Genomic DNA, 16286 nt, shown 5'->3' with positions numbered 1-16286 from the left:
GATTCGATTTTTTCTTATTATATCCTTGTTTTAAGTTTTTCACAATGACTATACGCTTTTATTTTCACACATTTTTATTTAATTGTTTGAAGAATTTGAACTACTTGTTTTTTTATCACCCGGTAATTTGAAAATAACTTCTCCTTTATTACTCAAGTAGTAATCATCACGTGCAATTTTTTCAATATAGTCTTTATCATTCAAATTGTTTAATTGTTCTTTAAGTGCAATTTCTTCATTTTGTTGCTTTTGGAATTGTTCTTCTTTATGTTTGCGTTCCTGTGTATCTGTGTCATTGCGATGTTTTTGGGCGACAAGCATAATTGATAACACAATAATAATTGCCAACATGATTCCAGCAAATAATGCGATTCTTTTCTTCACTACTCGCATTTTCATTTGGTGTCTTTGCTTTTTCTTATTTTTTTCAGATGTATATTGATTACCAATATTTTCAATATTATTTGACATTACTTGTCACCTCCAACACTAATCTTCATTGATTTTTTGTTCTTCAATCAACTCAAACATACCTTTAGCATTCTCTTTAGATGCGTGCTCGTTAAGTGCTGTAACCTTAACTGTAACTAATTTTTGACCAAAACGTATTACAAGTTGATCTTCAACTTTTATATCTGTCCCTGCTTTAGCAACATTCCCGTTAACAGTAATACGGCCTTGATCACTCATTTCTTTAGCCAATGTTCTTCTTTTTATTAAACGTGATACTTTTAAATACTTATCTAATCTCATCTATTTTATTCCCCTTGCTGTAAAAATTTTTTCAAGGATTGTTCATTAAAATTCTTGTTCTTCGTAGCATCATATAAATTTAAGTAATGGTCTGCAAAAATCTTTTCAAATTTTAATCTTGGTACTTTACCTTCATCTACTTTAGCTTTAGACCAAATTACTTTTAAATCTTCAACTGTTTCAGCTGATTCATCACCAAAAATATGTGGATGTCTACGTATCATTTTATCATTTAAACTATAGATAACTTCTTTAATATCCATATATCCTTCTTTTTTACCAATACTAGTATGCAATAACACTTGTAATAAAATATCTCCTAACTCTTCAATCATATGCCAATCATCATTATTGTCAATAGCTTCAAACAATTCGAATGTTTCTTCAAGTAAATAACGTTTTAAACTTTCGTGTGTCTGTATTTTATCCCAAGGGCATCCATCATTATCATCAACAAGCGTATCAATGACTTCAACCGCAAAATCGAAATCACTATAAAAGCCTTCCCTTTGTGACACCATAGGTATAAAGACACTGGTTAAATTATTAAAAGCACTGTCATAATGATCAAGTTCATACAATGGACAATTGATAACTTCTGCACCATTACTACGCGCCCCTGTTACTATTTGTACGGGATATTCATCTGGATAGCGTTCCATTAAAGTAATTTTCAAGTCAGCTGCCATCATGCCACTATATACTTGTGTAATCAACGTATGCGTTCTAATATTCAGTTGTGTTTCTTTCAATGATGTGGCATCAAGTAATGTAAAGCCATCATTAGGATCTATATTGACCGCTTCAAAGACATCATCAATAAAACTTTTCCCACCTAGTATTGAAACATTAATTTGATCATCTTTATTAGCCATTTTTTGCAACATGACAGTTGTGGTCTCTGCTACTCTTGGATGGCCAGGAACAGCATAAACAATGTCATTTGCTTTAGCAGCATCAACAAGACGTCTCACAATATCTTTATAAACATCTTCAAACTGATCATGCGCTTCATAAACATCATCAAAGCTTTCAAACTTCATATCATCTTTCAGGCTTTGAATGACTGGATGATCTAACGTTCTTGCATATACGATATCTTGTTTAATTAAAAAGCGATAAATTCCTAATGGTAAGTCCTCTAAATCGTAATTTCCTAAGCCAACAATAGTAATTGTGTGTGTCATTTACGTCTTCCTTTCATCCTACGATACAACTTTTCTCCATATGGCAGATAAATTAATTCTCTATAAGTTAATACGCTAAATTTCATAATAAAAATAATTAACACAATAATTCCAATTATAGCAACAATTAAAAGTTCAATTAAACCTGTCCATCTTTGATGCGTTGTAATAATGAATAATAACAATTGTACTACACCAGACATCACTAACATACTCAAGATAACTTTACTTAAGTAATGTTTCATTGCATACGTATTATATAGTGCATTCACTGCAACATGTAAAATCGTTCCAAATACGATTAATGACATCACTGTACTTAAACTTGCACCTAATATACCAAATAGTCGAATTAACACTACATTAAAGATTATTTTTAAAATTATACCTGCACAAATACCTATCATTATTGGTTTTATAGCGTGTTTCGCTTGTAATAGCGCCATATCTATCATGATTAATGATACACAAATGACGGTAATCATATAGATAGTTAATGTTAGTGTTAATTGGTCTGTTTTAAAAAACACGCTATTCATCAAGGGTAATAAATTGATTAAACCTATACCTGCCGCTGTACTAATAAGTATAGTAATTTTTAAAGATGCGTTCGCATATCTATTCATTTGTAGACGATTATTATCTCTAATTGCATCACTTAATAATGGAATTAATGCAAAACTGAATGTTGTCGTGACAATCAATCCCATTTGTATAAACGATGCACCTCGATCATATATACCTTTATCACTAATTGCTTGCTTAAACGGTGTACCTATACTTTTGAGCGTTTGAATAATTGTAAAACTATCAATGACTTGCCATAAAATAACTATTAATTGACTCACTGCAAATATAAATATAGAAACAATTAGTCGTTTCCATGAGATATTAGTGTTATCTACTTTAATTTTAAAACGGAAGGGCTTTTGACAAATTAAAAATATTGATGAAGCCAAAAACCCTAATGATGATGCTAAGATTGCCATAGTACCTGCTTGATAGATGGTCCATCCTAACGAGCTAAAAAGTAAAATAGTAATAATAATGATACCAACTCTTACTACTTGCTCTATCACTTGCGACATAGCAGGTATATTCATATTATTAGCTGCTTGATAATAACCTCTTAACACTCCTAAAATACCTATAAATAAAAAGCTTATACTTGCCGTTTGAATCATAGGTGTTAAATGAGTGTCACCCATTGCATATGCTAACATCTTGGCACATATAAAAATTATTGCACATAATGCGATACCAAAAAATTGAATGACTTTAAGTACTTGTGAATAATTTTGGGTTTGGTACTTATCCTCATTTCGACCTAAATTCTGTGTTACAGCACTAGGGATGGCATTCATTGACAATATCATTCCTAAAGCAACTATAGGGTAAATTTGCTGGTAGGCATATAAGCCAGAATCTCCTAAAATATTTTGATATGGAATCCTATAAATCGCACTTAAAATTTTGATGATGATTAAAGCTAAAGTTAGAATGACAACACCATTAAATGCAGCTTTATTCTTCATCCTTAATTCTCATACTTTCAGCTATAGATTTAACAAGGAACTTCAAATTGTCTAGCCATTGTTGTTTCTTAGTCAATGTCACTTTCATTGCATGATCTTGAACGCCAACTTTCATCGTTCTGCCAAGTGGTTGCGTAGCTTTAAATAATGCTTCTCCATCTAATTCTTCAGTGCCTTTAACGGATAATGAAATATCGATTGTTTTTCCTTTATCCTTAATTAAAGTGATTCCTGCATGAAGCGCATGAATTTTAATTTCAACAATATCTAGTAAGCGTTCTACTTCTATCGGATAATCATTAAAGCGATCTATTAATTCGTCTTTGATATCTAACAATTGTTCTTCTGTTTCTATTTGACGTAGTTTTTTATAAATTTCAATTTTAGCTTGTTCATTTGTAATATATTCAGTAGGTAAATACGCATCTAAATTCAAATCAACTTCAACTTCTGGTGCATCTGGTTGAGTTTCTTTAATGCCTCGTTTTTCATTTACTGCTTCTTCTAACATTTGACTATATAAGTCAAAACCAACTGTATCGATAAAGCCATGTTGTTGTTTACCTAACAGATTACCCGCGCCACGAATATTTAAATCTCTCATAGCAATTTTAAAACCAGAACCGAGTTCAGTAAATTCTTTGATAGCTTGCAAACGATCTTCAGCAGTTTCAGTAAGAACTTTATTTGCTGGATGTAAGAAATAGGCATATCCAATGCGACTTGATCGACCTACACGTCCTCTTAACTGATACAACTGGCTTAACCCAAAACGATCAGCATCTTCAATAATTAAAGTATTGGCATTGGGTACATCGACACCTGTCTCAATAATCGTCGTCGTCACTAAAATATCATATTCGTGATTGATAAAACTTAGCATCGTCTCTTCTAAGTCTCGCTCAGTCATTTGACCATGTGCAACTGCAATATTAGCATCTGGCATGAGCATTTGTAATTGTTCGCGTTTCTCATATATTGATTGCACTTTATTATATAAGTAAAATACTTGTCCATCTCGTGATAATTCACGTTCTAAAGCTTCTTTAATAAAATTCGTATTTTGTTCGAGTACATAAGTTTGTACTGGAAATCTATTTTCTGGTGGTGTTTCAATAACTGATAAATCTCTAACTCCTAACATACTCATATGTAGTGTTCGTGGTATAGGCGTTGCTGTTAGTGTTAAGACATCAACATTGTTTTTCATTGTTTTGATTCTTTCTTTATGTCTAACTCCAAAACGCTGTTCTTCATCGACGATCAATAACCCTAAATCTTTATACTCAATATCTTTACTTAATAATTTATGTGTACCAACTACAATATCCACAAATCCAGTCTTAATGCCCTCTTTCGTTTGTTTAATTTCTTTTGCACTTCTAAAGCGGCTCATTAATTGAATTTCAACCGGAAAATCTTGCATACGTTCGATCAATGTTTCATAATGCTGTTGCGCTAAAATCGTTGTAGGTACTAGAAATGCTACTTGTTTTCCTTCCATCACAGCTTTAAATGCTGCTCGAACAGCTACTTCTGTTTTACCATAACCAACATCACCGCATAATAAACGGTCCATTGGTCTTGATTTTTCCATATCCATTTTTATTTCATCAATAGATTTAGCTTGGTCTGGAGTTAGTTCGTATGGGAAATCCAACTCAAATGTTGTTTGTTCTGTTGTATCCTCACCAAATTGATATCCTTCAGCCATTTCTCTTTCTTTATATAGTTCAATAAGCTCTTCAGCAATATCTTCAACACTTTGTTGTACTTTGGCTTTTGTTTTTTTCCATTCTGTTCCACCTAATTTATTTAACTTAGGTGTTTTGTCTTCTGATGCGACATACTTTTGAACTTGATCCATTTGATCTACTGGAACAAATAGTTGATCAGTGCCTTTATATTGAAGTTTGATGTAATCTCTATGTGTATCTCCTACTTCTAACGTTTCTACGCCTAGATAGCGACCTACACCATGATGTACGTGAACAATATAATCACCAACATTCAAATCTTGATATGACTTTATTTTTTCAGCATTCGATAATGCTTTGGTTCTTTTTTTCTTTTTCTGTTGCTTCGTTTTAAATAATTCACGTTCTGTAATAACAACTAATTGCATATACGGCAGTTCAAATCCTTCAGACAAACTTCCTTCCATAATAATGGCTTGTCCTGAAGCAGTTGCGTGATGCATATTAGTCACAGTTGGTATATGCATTTCATTTAACATTGCTTGCATACGCTCAACTTTAGTTTCTGTTTCAACTAAGACTACAATATTATAGTTATTATGAACATATCTTTGAAATTCTGAACGCATAATATCGTATTGACCGTAAAATTGTTGAACAGGTTTACATGAAAATTTAATAATATGCTCTAGTTTAACAGGCATTGTAGCAGTAAATAATGTGAAATAGGTTACTGGATAATGTTCTAATAAACGTTCAAATCCTTCATACTTAATAAAACTTTGTCCAATGAAACCATTACCACTTTCTATTAAATTGCTAATGAAATCTTCTGATTCAATTGTTAAACTTTCTTCGGTTTCTTTAATACGATTAAATTCATCAACAGCAATAATCGCATTATCTTGGAAATAATCAATAATTGTAGATGGTTGATTATACATAAATGCAACAAGTCGACGTAAAACTTGATGATCAAAATACGAGCTTTCGAACAATTCAAAACTTTCATAAGTCTCTTTTAAATCATTGCGCACAGACTTATCAATTTTAGGTCTTGTTGTTTCATAAGCATCTTTTAAATTATTCTTCAAAGCATTTATAACATCTTCAGTAATAATATAATCACTTGCTGTAGTAATATCTACTTGTTCAAGATTATCGTTCGATCTTTGTGTTTCTACATCAAAATCTCTTATAGAATCAATTTCTGTATCAAAGAGTTCAATTCTAACTGGTTGTCCAATTAATGGAAAAATGTCAATAATTCCACCACGTAATGAAAATTCACCAATATGCGATACAACACTTTCTCGTCTATATCCCATATTAACTAATTTATTTAAAAATTCATCAACATTGATATCTTCACCAACACGAACAGTCATTTGATGATTTTTCCAAATATCAACAGGTGTCAACCACTTTTTAAATCCATTCAATGGAATGATAAATAACCCTTTTTTATTTTGTGCTAACGCCGTTAATGTTCTAACACGTTCGCTCATCAATTGAGGGCTTTGGGTTGAAAATTCTTCTGTCATAATATCTTGTACTGGATATTTATATACTTCATCGCTGTTAACATATTGTAAAACATCAGCTTCTATTTTATCTGCTTGATACAAATTATTAGTTATTAATAACAATTGTCTATTGGAATTTAAATACTTTTCTGCAATAATAGTAGCTTTTGCAGATGGGGATAAACCAGTGACTAAATTATGTTCTTGACCAAATACCTGACTAAGTTCTTGAAAACGTTTATCTTCTGTTATGAAATGAGTTAATATAGACATTACTTCACTTCACCGTTAAATTGATTCATGACATGGTCAAAACGTGAAGTTTCAATAAATGTCTCTACCGCACGACCAGCATGTTCAATGACTTTGTCCATGATGATCATTTCATCATTGGAAAAACGTTGCAATACATAGTCTGGTACTGACATACCATTCGTAGGTCTCCCCACACCGATACGAATACGTTTAAATTGATCTGTACCTAGCATTTTAATAATTGATTTCATACCATTATGACCACCAGCACTACCTTGCTGTCTAAGTCTTATTTGTCCTTGTTCTAAATCTAAATCATCATACAAGACGATTAAATCCTCGGTATCTATGTTGTAATAATCCATAAGTGGCGCTACCGCTTCACCCGAAAGGTTCATCATTGTTAAAGGCTCTATAAACAAAACTTTGTCACCATTCAATCTTTCAATGGTATATGCACCCTTAAACTTTTGTTTATCTAACGTAAAATTATTTTTACTTAATATATGATCAATGACTTCAAAACCAATATTATGTCTTGTAAGTTCAAAACGTTTACCTATATTACCTAGACCTACAATACATTTCATATTGTATTCCCTCCATTTTAAATTTTAATTTTAGATTTACCTATTTTCTCATAAAGTTTAAATCGAGTTAATGTTATACGTTTCATATATTTAAAATAGTTACAACGATATGTATAGTTATATAAAAAACAAAATAGAACTATTTTTACAGAAAATACATTTCATAGTCTTATGCAAATATGACTCATTATAATTTAAAATGCTAATTTATCAATATTTTAACTTCAATGTAGTCACGGCCGAACGCATCATATTGACTATAAAATGCTTTTGGACTTCTCTCGTCATATATCCATTGTTATTAAATGATATGAATAATTGTATATTTATTATCAACAGTAGTTATCATTAGTGGAACAACGCTTCAAGGTCAACATTATAAACTGTTAAATTATCTTGAAATAAAAAAACAGATTATATCGTTAACTTTGATTGTTAAATCATTTAGTTAGCTATTACTAGTAATATTTCAAACTACGTATTAAAAGGATAATCAAAGTTTATAATAACACAAAAAGCACTATGCTTATAACTAAATAAGCATAGTGCTATATAAACAAAGTAGATAACTTTATAATAAGTTAATCTTATTCTTCAGTTTTTTCTTCTTCGTCTTCTTTTTCTTCACCGATTACTTCAGGCTCTTCAGTTTGTTGTTCGCCTTCCATAGCTTCGATTTCTTCTTCAGTTGGTTCTTCAGTTGGAGGAACTACTGATACTACTGGCTCTTCAGGATCGTTTTCGATTGTGAAGTCACCTGTAGTTTTAACATCTGCTACTGTTAAAACGTCGTTTACGTTTAATTCAGTAATATCTACTTCGATAGCTTCAGGAATATTATCTGGAGTAGCAGTTACTTCTAAGTTGAATAATGGTTGGTCAACAACGCCGCCTTCTTTAGCGCCAACTGCTTCACCAACTAATTGAACAGGTACTTCAACAGTACGTTCTTCGCTCATATTGATTGCTAAGAAATCAATGTGAGTGATTTGGTTTTTAAGTGGGTCATATTGGTAATCTGAAACCATTACTTTGATTGACTTAGAACCAACGCCTAATTCGATTACACCGTTACGACCTACTTCACGGATAACTTTGATGAATTCTACTTCATCAACTTTAACTGACACGTTTTTAGTTCCGTAACCATACATAACTGCAGGTACTTTACCTGATTTTCTTAATTGTTTAAGATCTGAACGTGTTTGTTTACCTTGACGGATGATTGACTTTAATGAAGCCATTGTCATTTCCACCTTTCATATTTTGCTCATTACTGAGCACCTCACTTACCCATCAACTTCATAGTTGCTTGCAAGTGTTTATTTATTCGTATAATCACGAACGAAATTATTATACATGTTTCAATTATGTTCGTCAAATAGCATTTAAGACTTAATCAAATAATACGCTTACTGATTCTCTTTCATATACGCGAATAATTGCTTGAGCTAATAATTCAGCAACTGATAATTCTTTAGTATTTGATGGTTTACGTTCTTCATCAAGATGAATAGAATTCGTCACAACTAATTCTTTAATTGCAGAATTTTCAATTCTTTCTTTAGCAGGACCAGATAAAACTGGATGAGTACAACATGCATATACTTCTTTTGCACCTTTATCTTTTAATGCTTGTGCTGCTAGCGTAATTGTACCTGCTGTATCAATAATGTCATCAATAATAATTGCAGTACGTCCTTCAATTTCACCAACAATATTCATTACTTCAGCAACATTTGGTCTAGGTCGACGTTTGTCTATAATAGCAATTGGAGTTTTTAAAATGTCAGCCAATTTACGTGCACGTGTTACACCACCATGGTCAGGTGACACTACGACACATTCTTCTGGGTCAATATTAGGATCGTTTTTAAAGTGTTTAGCTAAAATCGGTACTCCCATTAAATGATCAATCGGAATATCAAAGAAACCTTGGATTTGTGGAGCGTGTAAATCTAATGCAATCATTCTTGTTGCTCCAGCAGTTTCTATTAAGTTAGCTACTAGTTTAGCCGTAATAGGTTCACGACTACGTGCTTTTCTATCTTGTCTTGCATATCCATAATATGGGTTTACAATGTTGATTGTTGCTGCAGATGCACGCTTACAAGCATCAATCATGATTAGTAATTCCATTAAGTGTAGGTTAACAGGATATGACGTTGGTTGAATAATAAATACGTCACAACCACGAATGCTCTCTTCGATATTAATTTGAATTTCTCCATCACTAAAACGTTTAACTGAACATTTACCTAATTCAATACCAACTTGGTCAGCTACTTCTTGAGCTAATGCTTCGTTCCCTTTCAATGAGAAAATCTTTAATGACGAATTCTTATATTCATTATTTAACATTTATAGTCCTCCAATTATTTACTTACGCAGTTTCTATTATATATAAAATGACAGTTTATTACTATGCGAATGATTAAATCATAAAGATTACGTTTTTATTACACTCAATATCAGTTGCTATAAATTTATTATTTATTGTTATGTTCAGTCATATAGCCTTCTTTAGTCGTTTGTCTTGATCTTGCTAATGCTAAGCTATGGTCAGGTACGTTATCCGTAATTGTTGAACCTGCAGCAATTAATGTGTCATTCCCCACAGTTACTGGTGCTACCAAGTTGACATTACAACCAACAAATGAATCACTACCGACAATAGTCTTGAATTTATTTGTACCATCATAGTTAACTGTTATTGTTCCACATCCAACATTAGTGCGTTCACCAATTTCAGCGTCACCAATGTAACTTAAATGAGAGACTTTAGCACCATCTTTAAGTTGTGCTTTCTTGATTTCAACAAAATTACCTACTTTAACTTCAGCACCTAAATTTGAACCTGGTCTTAATTGTGCAAAAGGTCCAACTTTAGTAGCAACTCCTACATGGGAATCATTGACAACTGATTGTTGAATCACTGCTTTGCTTTCAATTGTACTATTGTTAATTTCTGAGTATTGGCCAATAACGACATCTTCCCCTATGCTTGTGTGTCCAGTAATTCTAGCTCCTGGTTCAATAATAGTATCTATACCTATTTGAACATCAGGTCCAATGAAGGTTTGTTCTGGGCTAATTATTGTAACACCATTCATCATATGAAAGTGATTAATGCGTTGTTGTAATAACTTTTCAGCTTGGCTCAACATCACTCTATCATTAACGCCCATGATTTCGTCGACATCTTCGGTACAATAAACTTCAGCATTACCGCCCTCTTTTAAAATAAGAGAAACGACATCTGGTAAATAATATTCTCCTTGTGCATTATCATTTTCTACATGTTGTAAAGTGTCAAACAATACTTTATTGTCAAACGCAAATATTCCAGAACTAATTTCTTTAACCTCTTTTTCTGTTGCATTCGCATCTTTATCTTCAACTATTTTTTCTAATTGATATTGTGAATTTCTAATAATTCTACCGTATCCTTGAGGTCTTTGAATGATTGCTGATAAAACTGTAACTTGAGCATCTGTTTGTTCATGGTGTTTGATTAATGCTTCTAGTGTTTCTGGTGTGATTAATGGTGTATCGCCACAAACAACTAGTGTTGTTCCCTCTTTACCTTGTAAATGATCCTCAGCCATTTGCACTGCATGCGCTGTTCCTAATTGTTCTTGTTGAAAACTATATAAAGATTGTTCTCCTAGCTGTTGTTTAACACTTTCTGCACCATGTCCAACTACCGTTACTACCTGATCAACGCCAGAAGCTTCGACACTTTGTAATACATGTTCAATCATTGATTTACCAGCAATTTCATGTAGTACTTTAATTTTTTTAGACTTCATTCTTGTACCTTTACCTGCCGCTAAAATAATTGCATAATTCCCCATGAACAATATACCTCCAATAAATTTTGCATTTCATCATTATTATAATTTAATATATGTTCGTCTTTCAACAGATAAAAATGATTGCTTTAATCTAATTAATTTTAATCCATCTTTTTTTATATTTTAAAATATATTGAAGGAGGGTTCTTTCCTTTAATAGAAAAGAACTAAGTTCGAACAATCGAATCAATCATTTAGAGCTACTTAGATTTTTAATCTTTAGTAGCTCTTATGCAATTGTTGCGCTAGCAATCAATTGTAATCCTTTATTTTTGATTTTTAATTTTTAGTAGCTCTTGCCCAACCTGCATTGCATGAAAAAACTAGTTACCCAGTTTTTCTGTGTTGGGTCCCTATGCAATTGTTAGAGTTTCTGCTATTTTAATAGCTAGAAACTCTTATGCAGTTTATTATGAATTAATAAACTGTAAACCTTTTTCAAATCAATTGTAATCCTTTATTTTAGATTTTTAATCTTTAGTAGTTCTTGCCCAACCTTGCCCGTCTTGCACATTAAAGTAAAAATTTTAGTTATAAATTTTTTCTATGACGGGTCCCTGCATTGTCCGTAGAATTTCTTGATGAAATTCTCTGTGTTGGGTCCACCTACTTTATCTACACTAATTAAGATTAGAAACTTTGCTCTAACAGCATTTTCACTTCATACAGATACTGCTAATCGCTTAATATTAACTTTCATAAACTTTGCATTTCAGAACTTATTGCATCAACGATCGACTAATACTACCCAAAGTATCATCATTATAAAAAAAGAGACTAACTAATTAAAACGTCAGTCTCTTACTCATTATATGTTCTTAATTAAACTTCTTCTGTGTCATCTGATGTAGCATTCTTATCAGGTACTACTTCATCTGTTTCTTCATATACTTTCATCACAGCATCTTGAATTTCTTGTCTCATATCTGAGTTAATAGGATGTGCGATGTCGCGGAATTCACCATCTGGTGTGCGTTTACTTGGCATTGCGACGAATAGACCAGTATTTCCTTCTATAACACGCAAATCATGAATTACGAAAGCTTCATCTAATGTAATGGAAACAAGTGCTTTCATTCTTCCATCTGTATCTATTTTTCTAAGTCTTACATCTGTCACTTTCATGTAGTGAGCCCCCCTATAGTATATCTATCTGTTGTTTAGAAGCTTAACAATATTTTATGATTGAAAATCATATTCCTTTTAATTGAGCGATTAGTTCAATTTCTACTTTTACATCTTTAGGTAATCTGGCAACTTCAACACAACTACGTGCTGGTTGATGTATATCGAAGTACTGTCCATATACCTCATTTATTTTTTGAAATTCGTTCATGTCTTTAATGAAAATTGTTGCCTTAACTACAGAATCTAAATCTGAACCTGCTTCTTGTAAGACAGTTTTTAAGTTTTCTAAGACTTGTTTTGTTTGTAGTTGAACATCTTCGCCTACAATTGTGCCATCAGCAAGTAATGGGATTTGTCCAGAAGTGTATACTAAGTCATTAATAATAACTGCATGTGAATAAGGACCTAGTGCTTCTGCTACTTTATTAGTATTTATAACTTTCACTATACTAAAACTCCTTTTAAGAAAATTTAGATAAACTGTTACCTGGTTCTACTTTAAATTCTTGATTATATTCATCGACATCAGAAAGTTTCACCAAGGAAGTATAATCTTCAATTAATCTTTGTTTAACTTCTTTTGATTCTACAAGTACAGATACCCCTTTTACTTGGGCTTTAAACTCATTCATTAAATTCATTACACCGTTAATAGAGCCACCAGCTCTCATAAAATCATCAATAACTAAGACATTAGAATTTTCCGCTAATGTTCTTTTTGACAGTACCATCGTTTCAATTTTTCTAGATGACCCTGAAACATAGTTTATAGATACCGTAGAACCTTCAGTAACTTTATTATCTTTTCGAATTACAACAACTGGTAAATTTAATACATTTGCAACGGCATTAGCTAGAGAAATACCTTTAGTTGCAATAGTGACAACAGCATCAAGTTTTTCATCCATATAGATAGTTGCAATTAATTTACCCACTTTATTTAGTAGCGTTGGATTGCCAACCAAATCTGATAAAAATAAATATCCACCTGGTAATAAGCGTTCTTTTTCTTCTAATAAATCTATGACTTCATTAACAACTTCGGTTGCTTCCTCTTTACTCATCATAGGTTTGTATGTGACACCACCACTAGCACCAGCAGTAGTAATAACTGTACCTAATTTTTCTTTTTGGAATGTATTTTTAATAATTTGGACATCTTCACTAATAGAAGATTTGGCTTGTTTAAATTTCTTCACAAAAAATGTTAATGGTATTAATTTATTCGGATGATTCATCAAATATTGTGTCATAAAGACAATTCTCTCGCTTCTTTTATATCTCATCTTTTCAACCCTTCTATCCTAATAATCTAACTAAGTATACTTCGTTACAACAACCGTTAACAGCATTAAAAATATGTTTAGCTTGACTCTCTTTACGTGCTAAACCATAAACGGTTGGACCACTACCACTCATCAATGCACCATCAGCACCACTGTTCAACATGTTTTGCTTTAACTTAGCAATTTGTGGATATTTTGATACTGAAACCGGTTCTAATCTATTGGATAGACTATGACACAACTGTTGATAATTTCCTGCAGTTAGTGCATCATAACACATTTGAGTATGAACATGATATTCTTCATTTACATTTAATTTTTTAAATATATCTGGTGATGATATTCCTATATTAGGTTTCGCTAATACTACCCATGCTGAAGGTGGTTTATTCAGAAACTTTATTTTTTCACCCTTACCACTACAAAAAGCTGTTTTGTTATAAATACAAAATGGAATATCCGTACCTATTTCACTTCCTAATATAGCTAGTTCGTCTAACGATGCACCGATATTGAACAAACGATTCATACCACGTAAAGTTGCTGCAGCATCTGCTGAACCACCTGCTAATCCTGCTGAAACAGGTATTTCTTTATCAATTTTAATCGTAACACCTTGTTTAAGACGATATCTTTCTATTAATAGCTGCGCTGCTCTATATGCAAGATTTTTATAATTTGAAGGCACATAATTATGTTCAATTTCTACCACTATTTTTTGGTCTTTCCGTTTTTGAAAAGTAAGGCGATCATTTAAATCAACGGTTGTCATAATCATCTCTATTTCATGATAGCCATCATTTCTTTTAAAAAGTGTGTCGAGCGTAAAATTTATTTTAGCCGGAGCTGTTTCATATATCATTTTTGCGCCCTCTTTTCGTAATCTTAATATGATGATTTTAACATAAAGAGAAATATTATTTGACCTTTTAAGTAATTTTTCGTTATTTTTTTATAAAAGCAATAGCATTTAATTAATAACTTTTTTGTGACCGTATTTGATTATGTATTGTCATTCATTTTTGTTTCTATAAACTGAAGCACCTTTTAATTTCAAGACAATTATATTAAACATCCTTATTAAAACATGTATCAGAAAATATATTCCTAAATAAAAAGAGTATTGAACATAATGCTCAACACTCAAATAATTATCATTAATATTTTCTTATACTCAGAAATATAGTTTACTTATACAGTCTTATTTAGTGTGCAATTGATTCATGATGATTATCTTCTTCAAACGAAACTTGAACATTTTCAGTTAACACATCAGTGTATGTATAAGACACTCTCTCAAAGTTGTGTTTATCTTGATCTAACTCAACAATAAATACTGATGGGTACGTTTCTTTTAAAATTCCAGAACGCTTAATTGTTTTCTTACGGCCTCCATTGGCTTTCAGTACAATACGATTTCCTACATGACAATCAATAGAATTTTTGATGTCCAAAATTGATTTTGGCATATTGCTCCACCTCGCTACAAGTTACATAATATCATATTTGTAACGATTTTGTCAAATAAATTTAAATTTTAACAATAGTCTTTTACTTTGTCAATCATTTAATTTTCTAATTGTGGGAAGTTTTTCTTTTCTTCATACAATTTTGCAAAATCTTGTATAGTTAACGTTTCTCCACGACGTTTAGGATCTATCCCCGCTTGTTCTAACCATTTTAATATGTCTTCTTTATGTTGTTTACCATTTAAGAAGAAAGATTGATAGTTATTATTGATTGTTTTTCTTCTTTGAGCGAAGGCAGCCTTTGCTAATTTGAAAAATGCTTCCTCATCATCTATTGTTACCAATGGTTTATATCGTTTCATCAATTTCACCACAATTGAATCTACATTAGGTGGTGGCATAAAAACAGATTTAGGTACTGTTAAAACTTTACTAGTTTCTGTATAATACTGCACAACAATAGAAAGGGAGCCATACGCTTTAGAGCCGACTTCTGCATTCAACCTCTCGCCTACTTCTTTTTGCATCATAACAACATAACCATCAATTGGTATATCTTGTTGCATTAAATTAAGCAGTATAGGTGTGGTAATATAGTATGGTAAATTAGCAACTACCATAATTTTATTACAATCTTGCAAATATGTTTGTACAGCTGCTTTAATATTAGCTTTTAGTATATCTTCATTTATTACTGTCACATTTGAATATGGTGCTAATGTATCTTTCAATACAGGTATTAAACGTTGATCTATTTCAAATGCTAGTACTTTTTTGGCAGTTTTTGCTAATTGTTCAGTTAATGATCCCATTCCTGGACCGATTTCAATAATACCTGTGTGGTCATCAATATCACTTGCGTCAATAATATTATTGATAACATTAACATCAACTAAAAAATTTTGTCCTAAACTTTTTTTAAAATTAAAACCATATTGATCTAATAATGCACGTGTACGCGAAGGTGTTGCAATATCTTTTTGTTCCATCTATTTACACTTCC

The 16286-nt window shown here is 31.8% G+C and carries 15 protein-coding genes; all 15 read right to left on the bottom strand.

Going from position 1 to position 16286, the window contains the following annotated elements; all coding sequences use genetic code 11:
- Positions 1–78: 78 nt before the first annotated feature.
- The 15 genes from divIC to rsmA all read right to left on the bottom strand — a co-directional run bounded on the left by divIC (position 79) and on the right by rsmA (position 16272).
- Entirely contained in the window at positions 79–471 is a 393-nt protein-coding gene (divIC, locus tag J3R86_RS01950) for a cell division protein DivIC (RefSeq protein ID WP_207517831.1), read from the bottom strand.
- Positions 472–489: 18 nt separating this feature from the next.
- The gene (locus J3R86_RS01945) at positions 490–753 is read right to left on the bottom strand and encodes an RNA-binding S4 domain-containing protein (RefSeq protein WP_207517830.1); all 264 of its coding nucleotides are present in this window, start codon (positions 751–753) and stop codon (positions 490–492) included.
- A 5-nt stretch (positions 754–758) separates the two neighbouring features.
- Positions 759–1940 (bottom strand): MazG nucleotide pyrophosphohydrolase domain-containing protein, encoded by a 1182-nt coding sequence (locus J3R86_RS01940; protein WP_207517829.1) that lies wholly within the window; start codon positions 1938–1940, stop codon positions 759–761.
- A complete protein-coding gene (locus J3R86_RS01935; RefSeq protein ID WP_207517828.1) occupies positions 1937–3475 on the bottom strand; it encodes a polysaccharide biosynthesis protein in 1539 nt (512 codons plus the stop codon). The genes J3R86_RS01940 and J3R86_RS01935 overlap by 4 nt, the downstream gene beginning before the upstream one ends.
- Positions 3465–6971 carry a transcription-repair coupling factor gene (gene mfd, locus J3R86_RS01930; protein WP_207517827.1) on the bottom strand — a complete coding sequence of 1169 codons (3507 nt, stop codon included), beginning with the start codon at positions 6969–6971 and terminating at the stop codon, positions 3465–3467. The genes J3R86_RS01935 and mfd overlap by 11 nt, the downstream gene beginning before the upstream one ends.
- Complete coding sequence (pth, locus tag J3R86_RS01925; RefSeq protein ID WP_207517826.1) at positions 6971–7543, bottom strand: aminoacyl-tRNA hydrolase; 573 nt, start codon at positions 7541–7543, stop codon at positions 6971–6973. Before pth ends, mfd begins: the two co-directional genes overlap by 1 nt.
- Positions 7544–8130: 587 nt before the next feature.
- Positions 8131–8787, bottom strand: a complete 657-nt coding sequence (locus J3R86_RS01920) for a 50S ribosomal protein L25/general stress protein Ctc (protein WP_002464403.1) — start codon at positions 8785–8787, stop codon at positions 8131–8133.
- A gap of 151 nt (positions 8788–8938) precedes the next feature.
- Entirely contained in the window at positions 8939–9904 is a 966-nt protein-coding gene (locus J3R86_RS01915; protein ID WP_002464402.1) for a ribose-phosphate diphosphokinase, read from the bottom strand.
- Positions 9905–10032: 128 nt separating this feature from the next.
- A complete protein-coding gene (gene glmU, locus J3R86_RS01910) occupies positions 10033–11400 on the bottom strand; it encodes a bifunctional UDP-N-acetylglucosamine diphosphorylase/glucosamine-1-phosphate N-acetyltransferase GlmU (protein WP_207517825.1) in 1368 nt (455 codons plus the stop codon).
- A gap of 822 nt (positions 11401–12222) precedes the next feature.
- Positions 12223–12525, bottom strand: a complete 303-nt coding sequence (gene spoVG / locus J3R86_RS01905) for a septation regulator SpoVG (RefSeq protein WP_207517824.1) — start codon at positions 12523–12525, stop codon at positions 12223–12225.
- Between the two features lie 67 nt (positions 12526–12592).
- Positions 12593–12973, bottom strand: coding sequence for a RidA family protein (locus J3R86_RS01900; RefSeq protein WP_207517823.1), 381 nt, complete (start codon positions 12971–12973; stop codon positions 12593–12595).
- Positions 12974–12989: 16 nt separating this feature from the next.
- Complete coding sequence (gene purR, locus J3R86_RS01895; RefSeq protein ID WP_002464195.1) at positions 12990–13814, bottom strand: pur operon repressor; 825 nt, start codon at positions 13812–13814, stop codon at positions 12990–12992.
- Positions 13815–13827: 13 nt separating this feature from the next.
- Positions 13828–14676 (bottom strand): 4-(cytidine 5'-diphospho)-2-C-methyl-D-erythritol kinase, encoded by an 849-nt coding sequence (gene ispE, locus J3R86_RS01890; protein ID WP_207517822.1) that lies wholly within the window; start codon positions 14674–14676, stop codon positions 13828–13830.
- Positions 14677–15019: 343 nt separating this feature from the next.
- Positions 15020–15283, bottom strand: coding sequence for a biofilm formation stimulator Veg (veg, locus tag J3R86_RS01885; protein ID WP_001126664.1), 264 nt, complete (start codon positions 15281–15283; stop codon positions 15020–15022).
- A gap of 98 nt (positions 15284–15381) precedes the next feature.
- A complete protein-coding gene (gene rsmA, locus J3R86_RS01880; RefSeq protein ID WP_207517821.1) occupies positions 15382–16272 on the bottom strand; it encodes a 16S rRNA (adenine(1518)-N(6)/adenine(1519)-N(6))-dimethyltransferase RsmA in 891 nt (296 codons plus the stop codon).
- Positions 16273–16286: the final 14 nt, after the last annotated feature.

This window comes from Staphylococcus simiae (assembly GCF_017357005.1).
GTDB lineage: Bacteria > Bacillota > Bacilli > Staphylococcales > Staphylococcaceae > Staphylococcus > Staphylococcus simiae_A.
This window is presented reverse-complemented; position numbering and strand designations above follow the sequence as displayed.

What these genes read in the sequence shown, in the direction of transcription:
- divIC (WP_207517831.1), bottom strand. Translation starts at nt 471, where the DNA reads ATGTCAAATAATATTGAAAATATTGGTAATCAATATACATCTGAAAAA.
- J3R86_RS01945 (WP_207517830.1), bottom strand. Translation starts at nt 753, where the DNA reads ATGAGATTAGATAAGTATTTAAAAGTATCACGTTTAATAAAAAGAAGA.
- J3R86_RS01940 (WP_207517829.1), bottom strand. Translation starts at nt 1,940, where the DNA reads ATGACACACACAATTACTATTGTTGGCTTAGGAAATTACGATTTAGAG.
- J3R86_RS01935 (WP_207517828.1), bottom strand. Translation starts at nt 3,475, where the DNA reads ATGAAGAATAAAGCTGCATTTAATGGTGTTGTCATTCTAACTTTAGCT.
- mfd (WP_207517827.1), bottom strand. Translation starts at nt 6,971, where the DNA reads ATGTCTATATTAACTCATTTCATAACAGAAGATAAACGTTTTCAAGAA.
- pth (WP_207517826.1), bottom strand. Translation starts at nt 7,543, where the DNA reads ATGAAATGTATTGTAGGTCTAGGTAATATAGGTAAACGTTTTGAACTT.
- J3R86_RS01920 (WP_002464403.1), bottom strand. Translation starts at nt 8,787, where the DNA reads ATGGCTTCATTAAAGTCAATCATCCGTCAAGGTAAACAAACACGTTCA.
- J3R86_RS01915 (WP_002464402.1), bottom strand. Translation starts at nt 9,904, where the DNA reads ATGTTAAATAATGAATATAAGAATTCGTCATTAAAGATTTTCTCATTG.
- glmU (WP_207517825.1), bottom strand. Translation starts at nt 11,400, where the DNA reads ATGGGGAATTATGCAATTATTTTAGCGGCAGGTAAAGGTACAAGAATG.
- spoVG (WP_207517824.1), bottom strand. Translation starts at nt 12,525, where the DNA reads ATGAAAGTGACAGATGTAAGACTTAGAAAAATAGATACAGATGGAAGA.
- purR (WP_002464195.1), bottom strand. Translation starts at nt 13,814, where the DNA reads ATGAGATATAAAAGAAGCGAGAGAATTGTCTTTATGACACAATATTTG.
- ispE (WP_207517822.1), bottom strand. Translation starts at nt 14,676, where the DNA reads ATGATATATGAAACAGCTCCGGCTAAAATAAATTTTACGCTCGACACA.
- veg (WP_001126664.1), bottom strand. Translation starts at nt 15,283, where the DNA reads ATGCCAAAATCAATTTTGGACATCAAAAATTCTATTGATTGTCATGTA.
- rsmA (WP_207517821.1), bottom strand. Translation starts at nt 16,272, where the DNA reads ATGGAACAAAAAGATATTGCAACACCTTCGCGTACACGTGCATTATTA.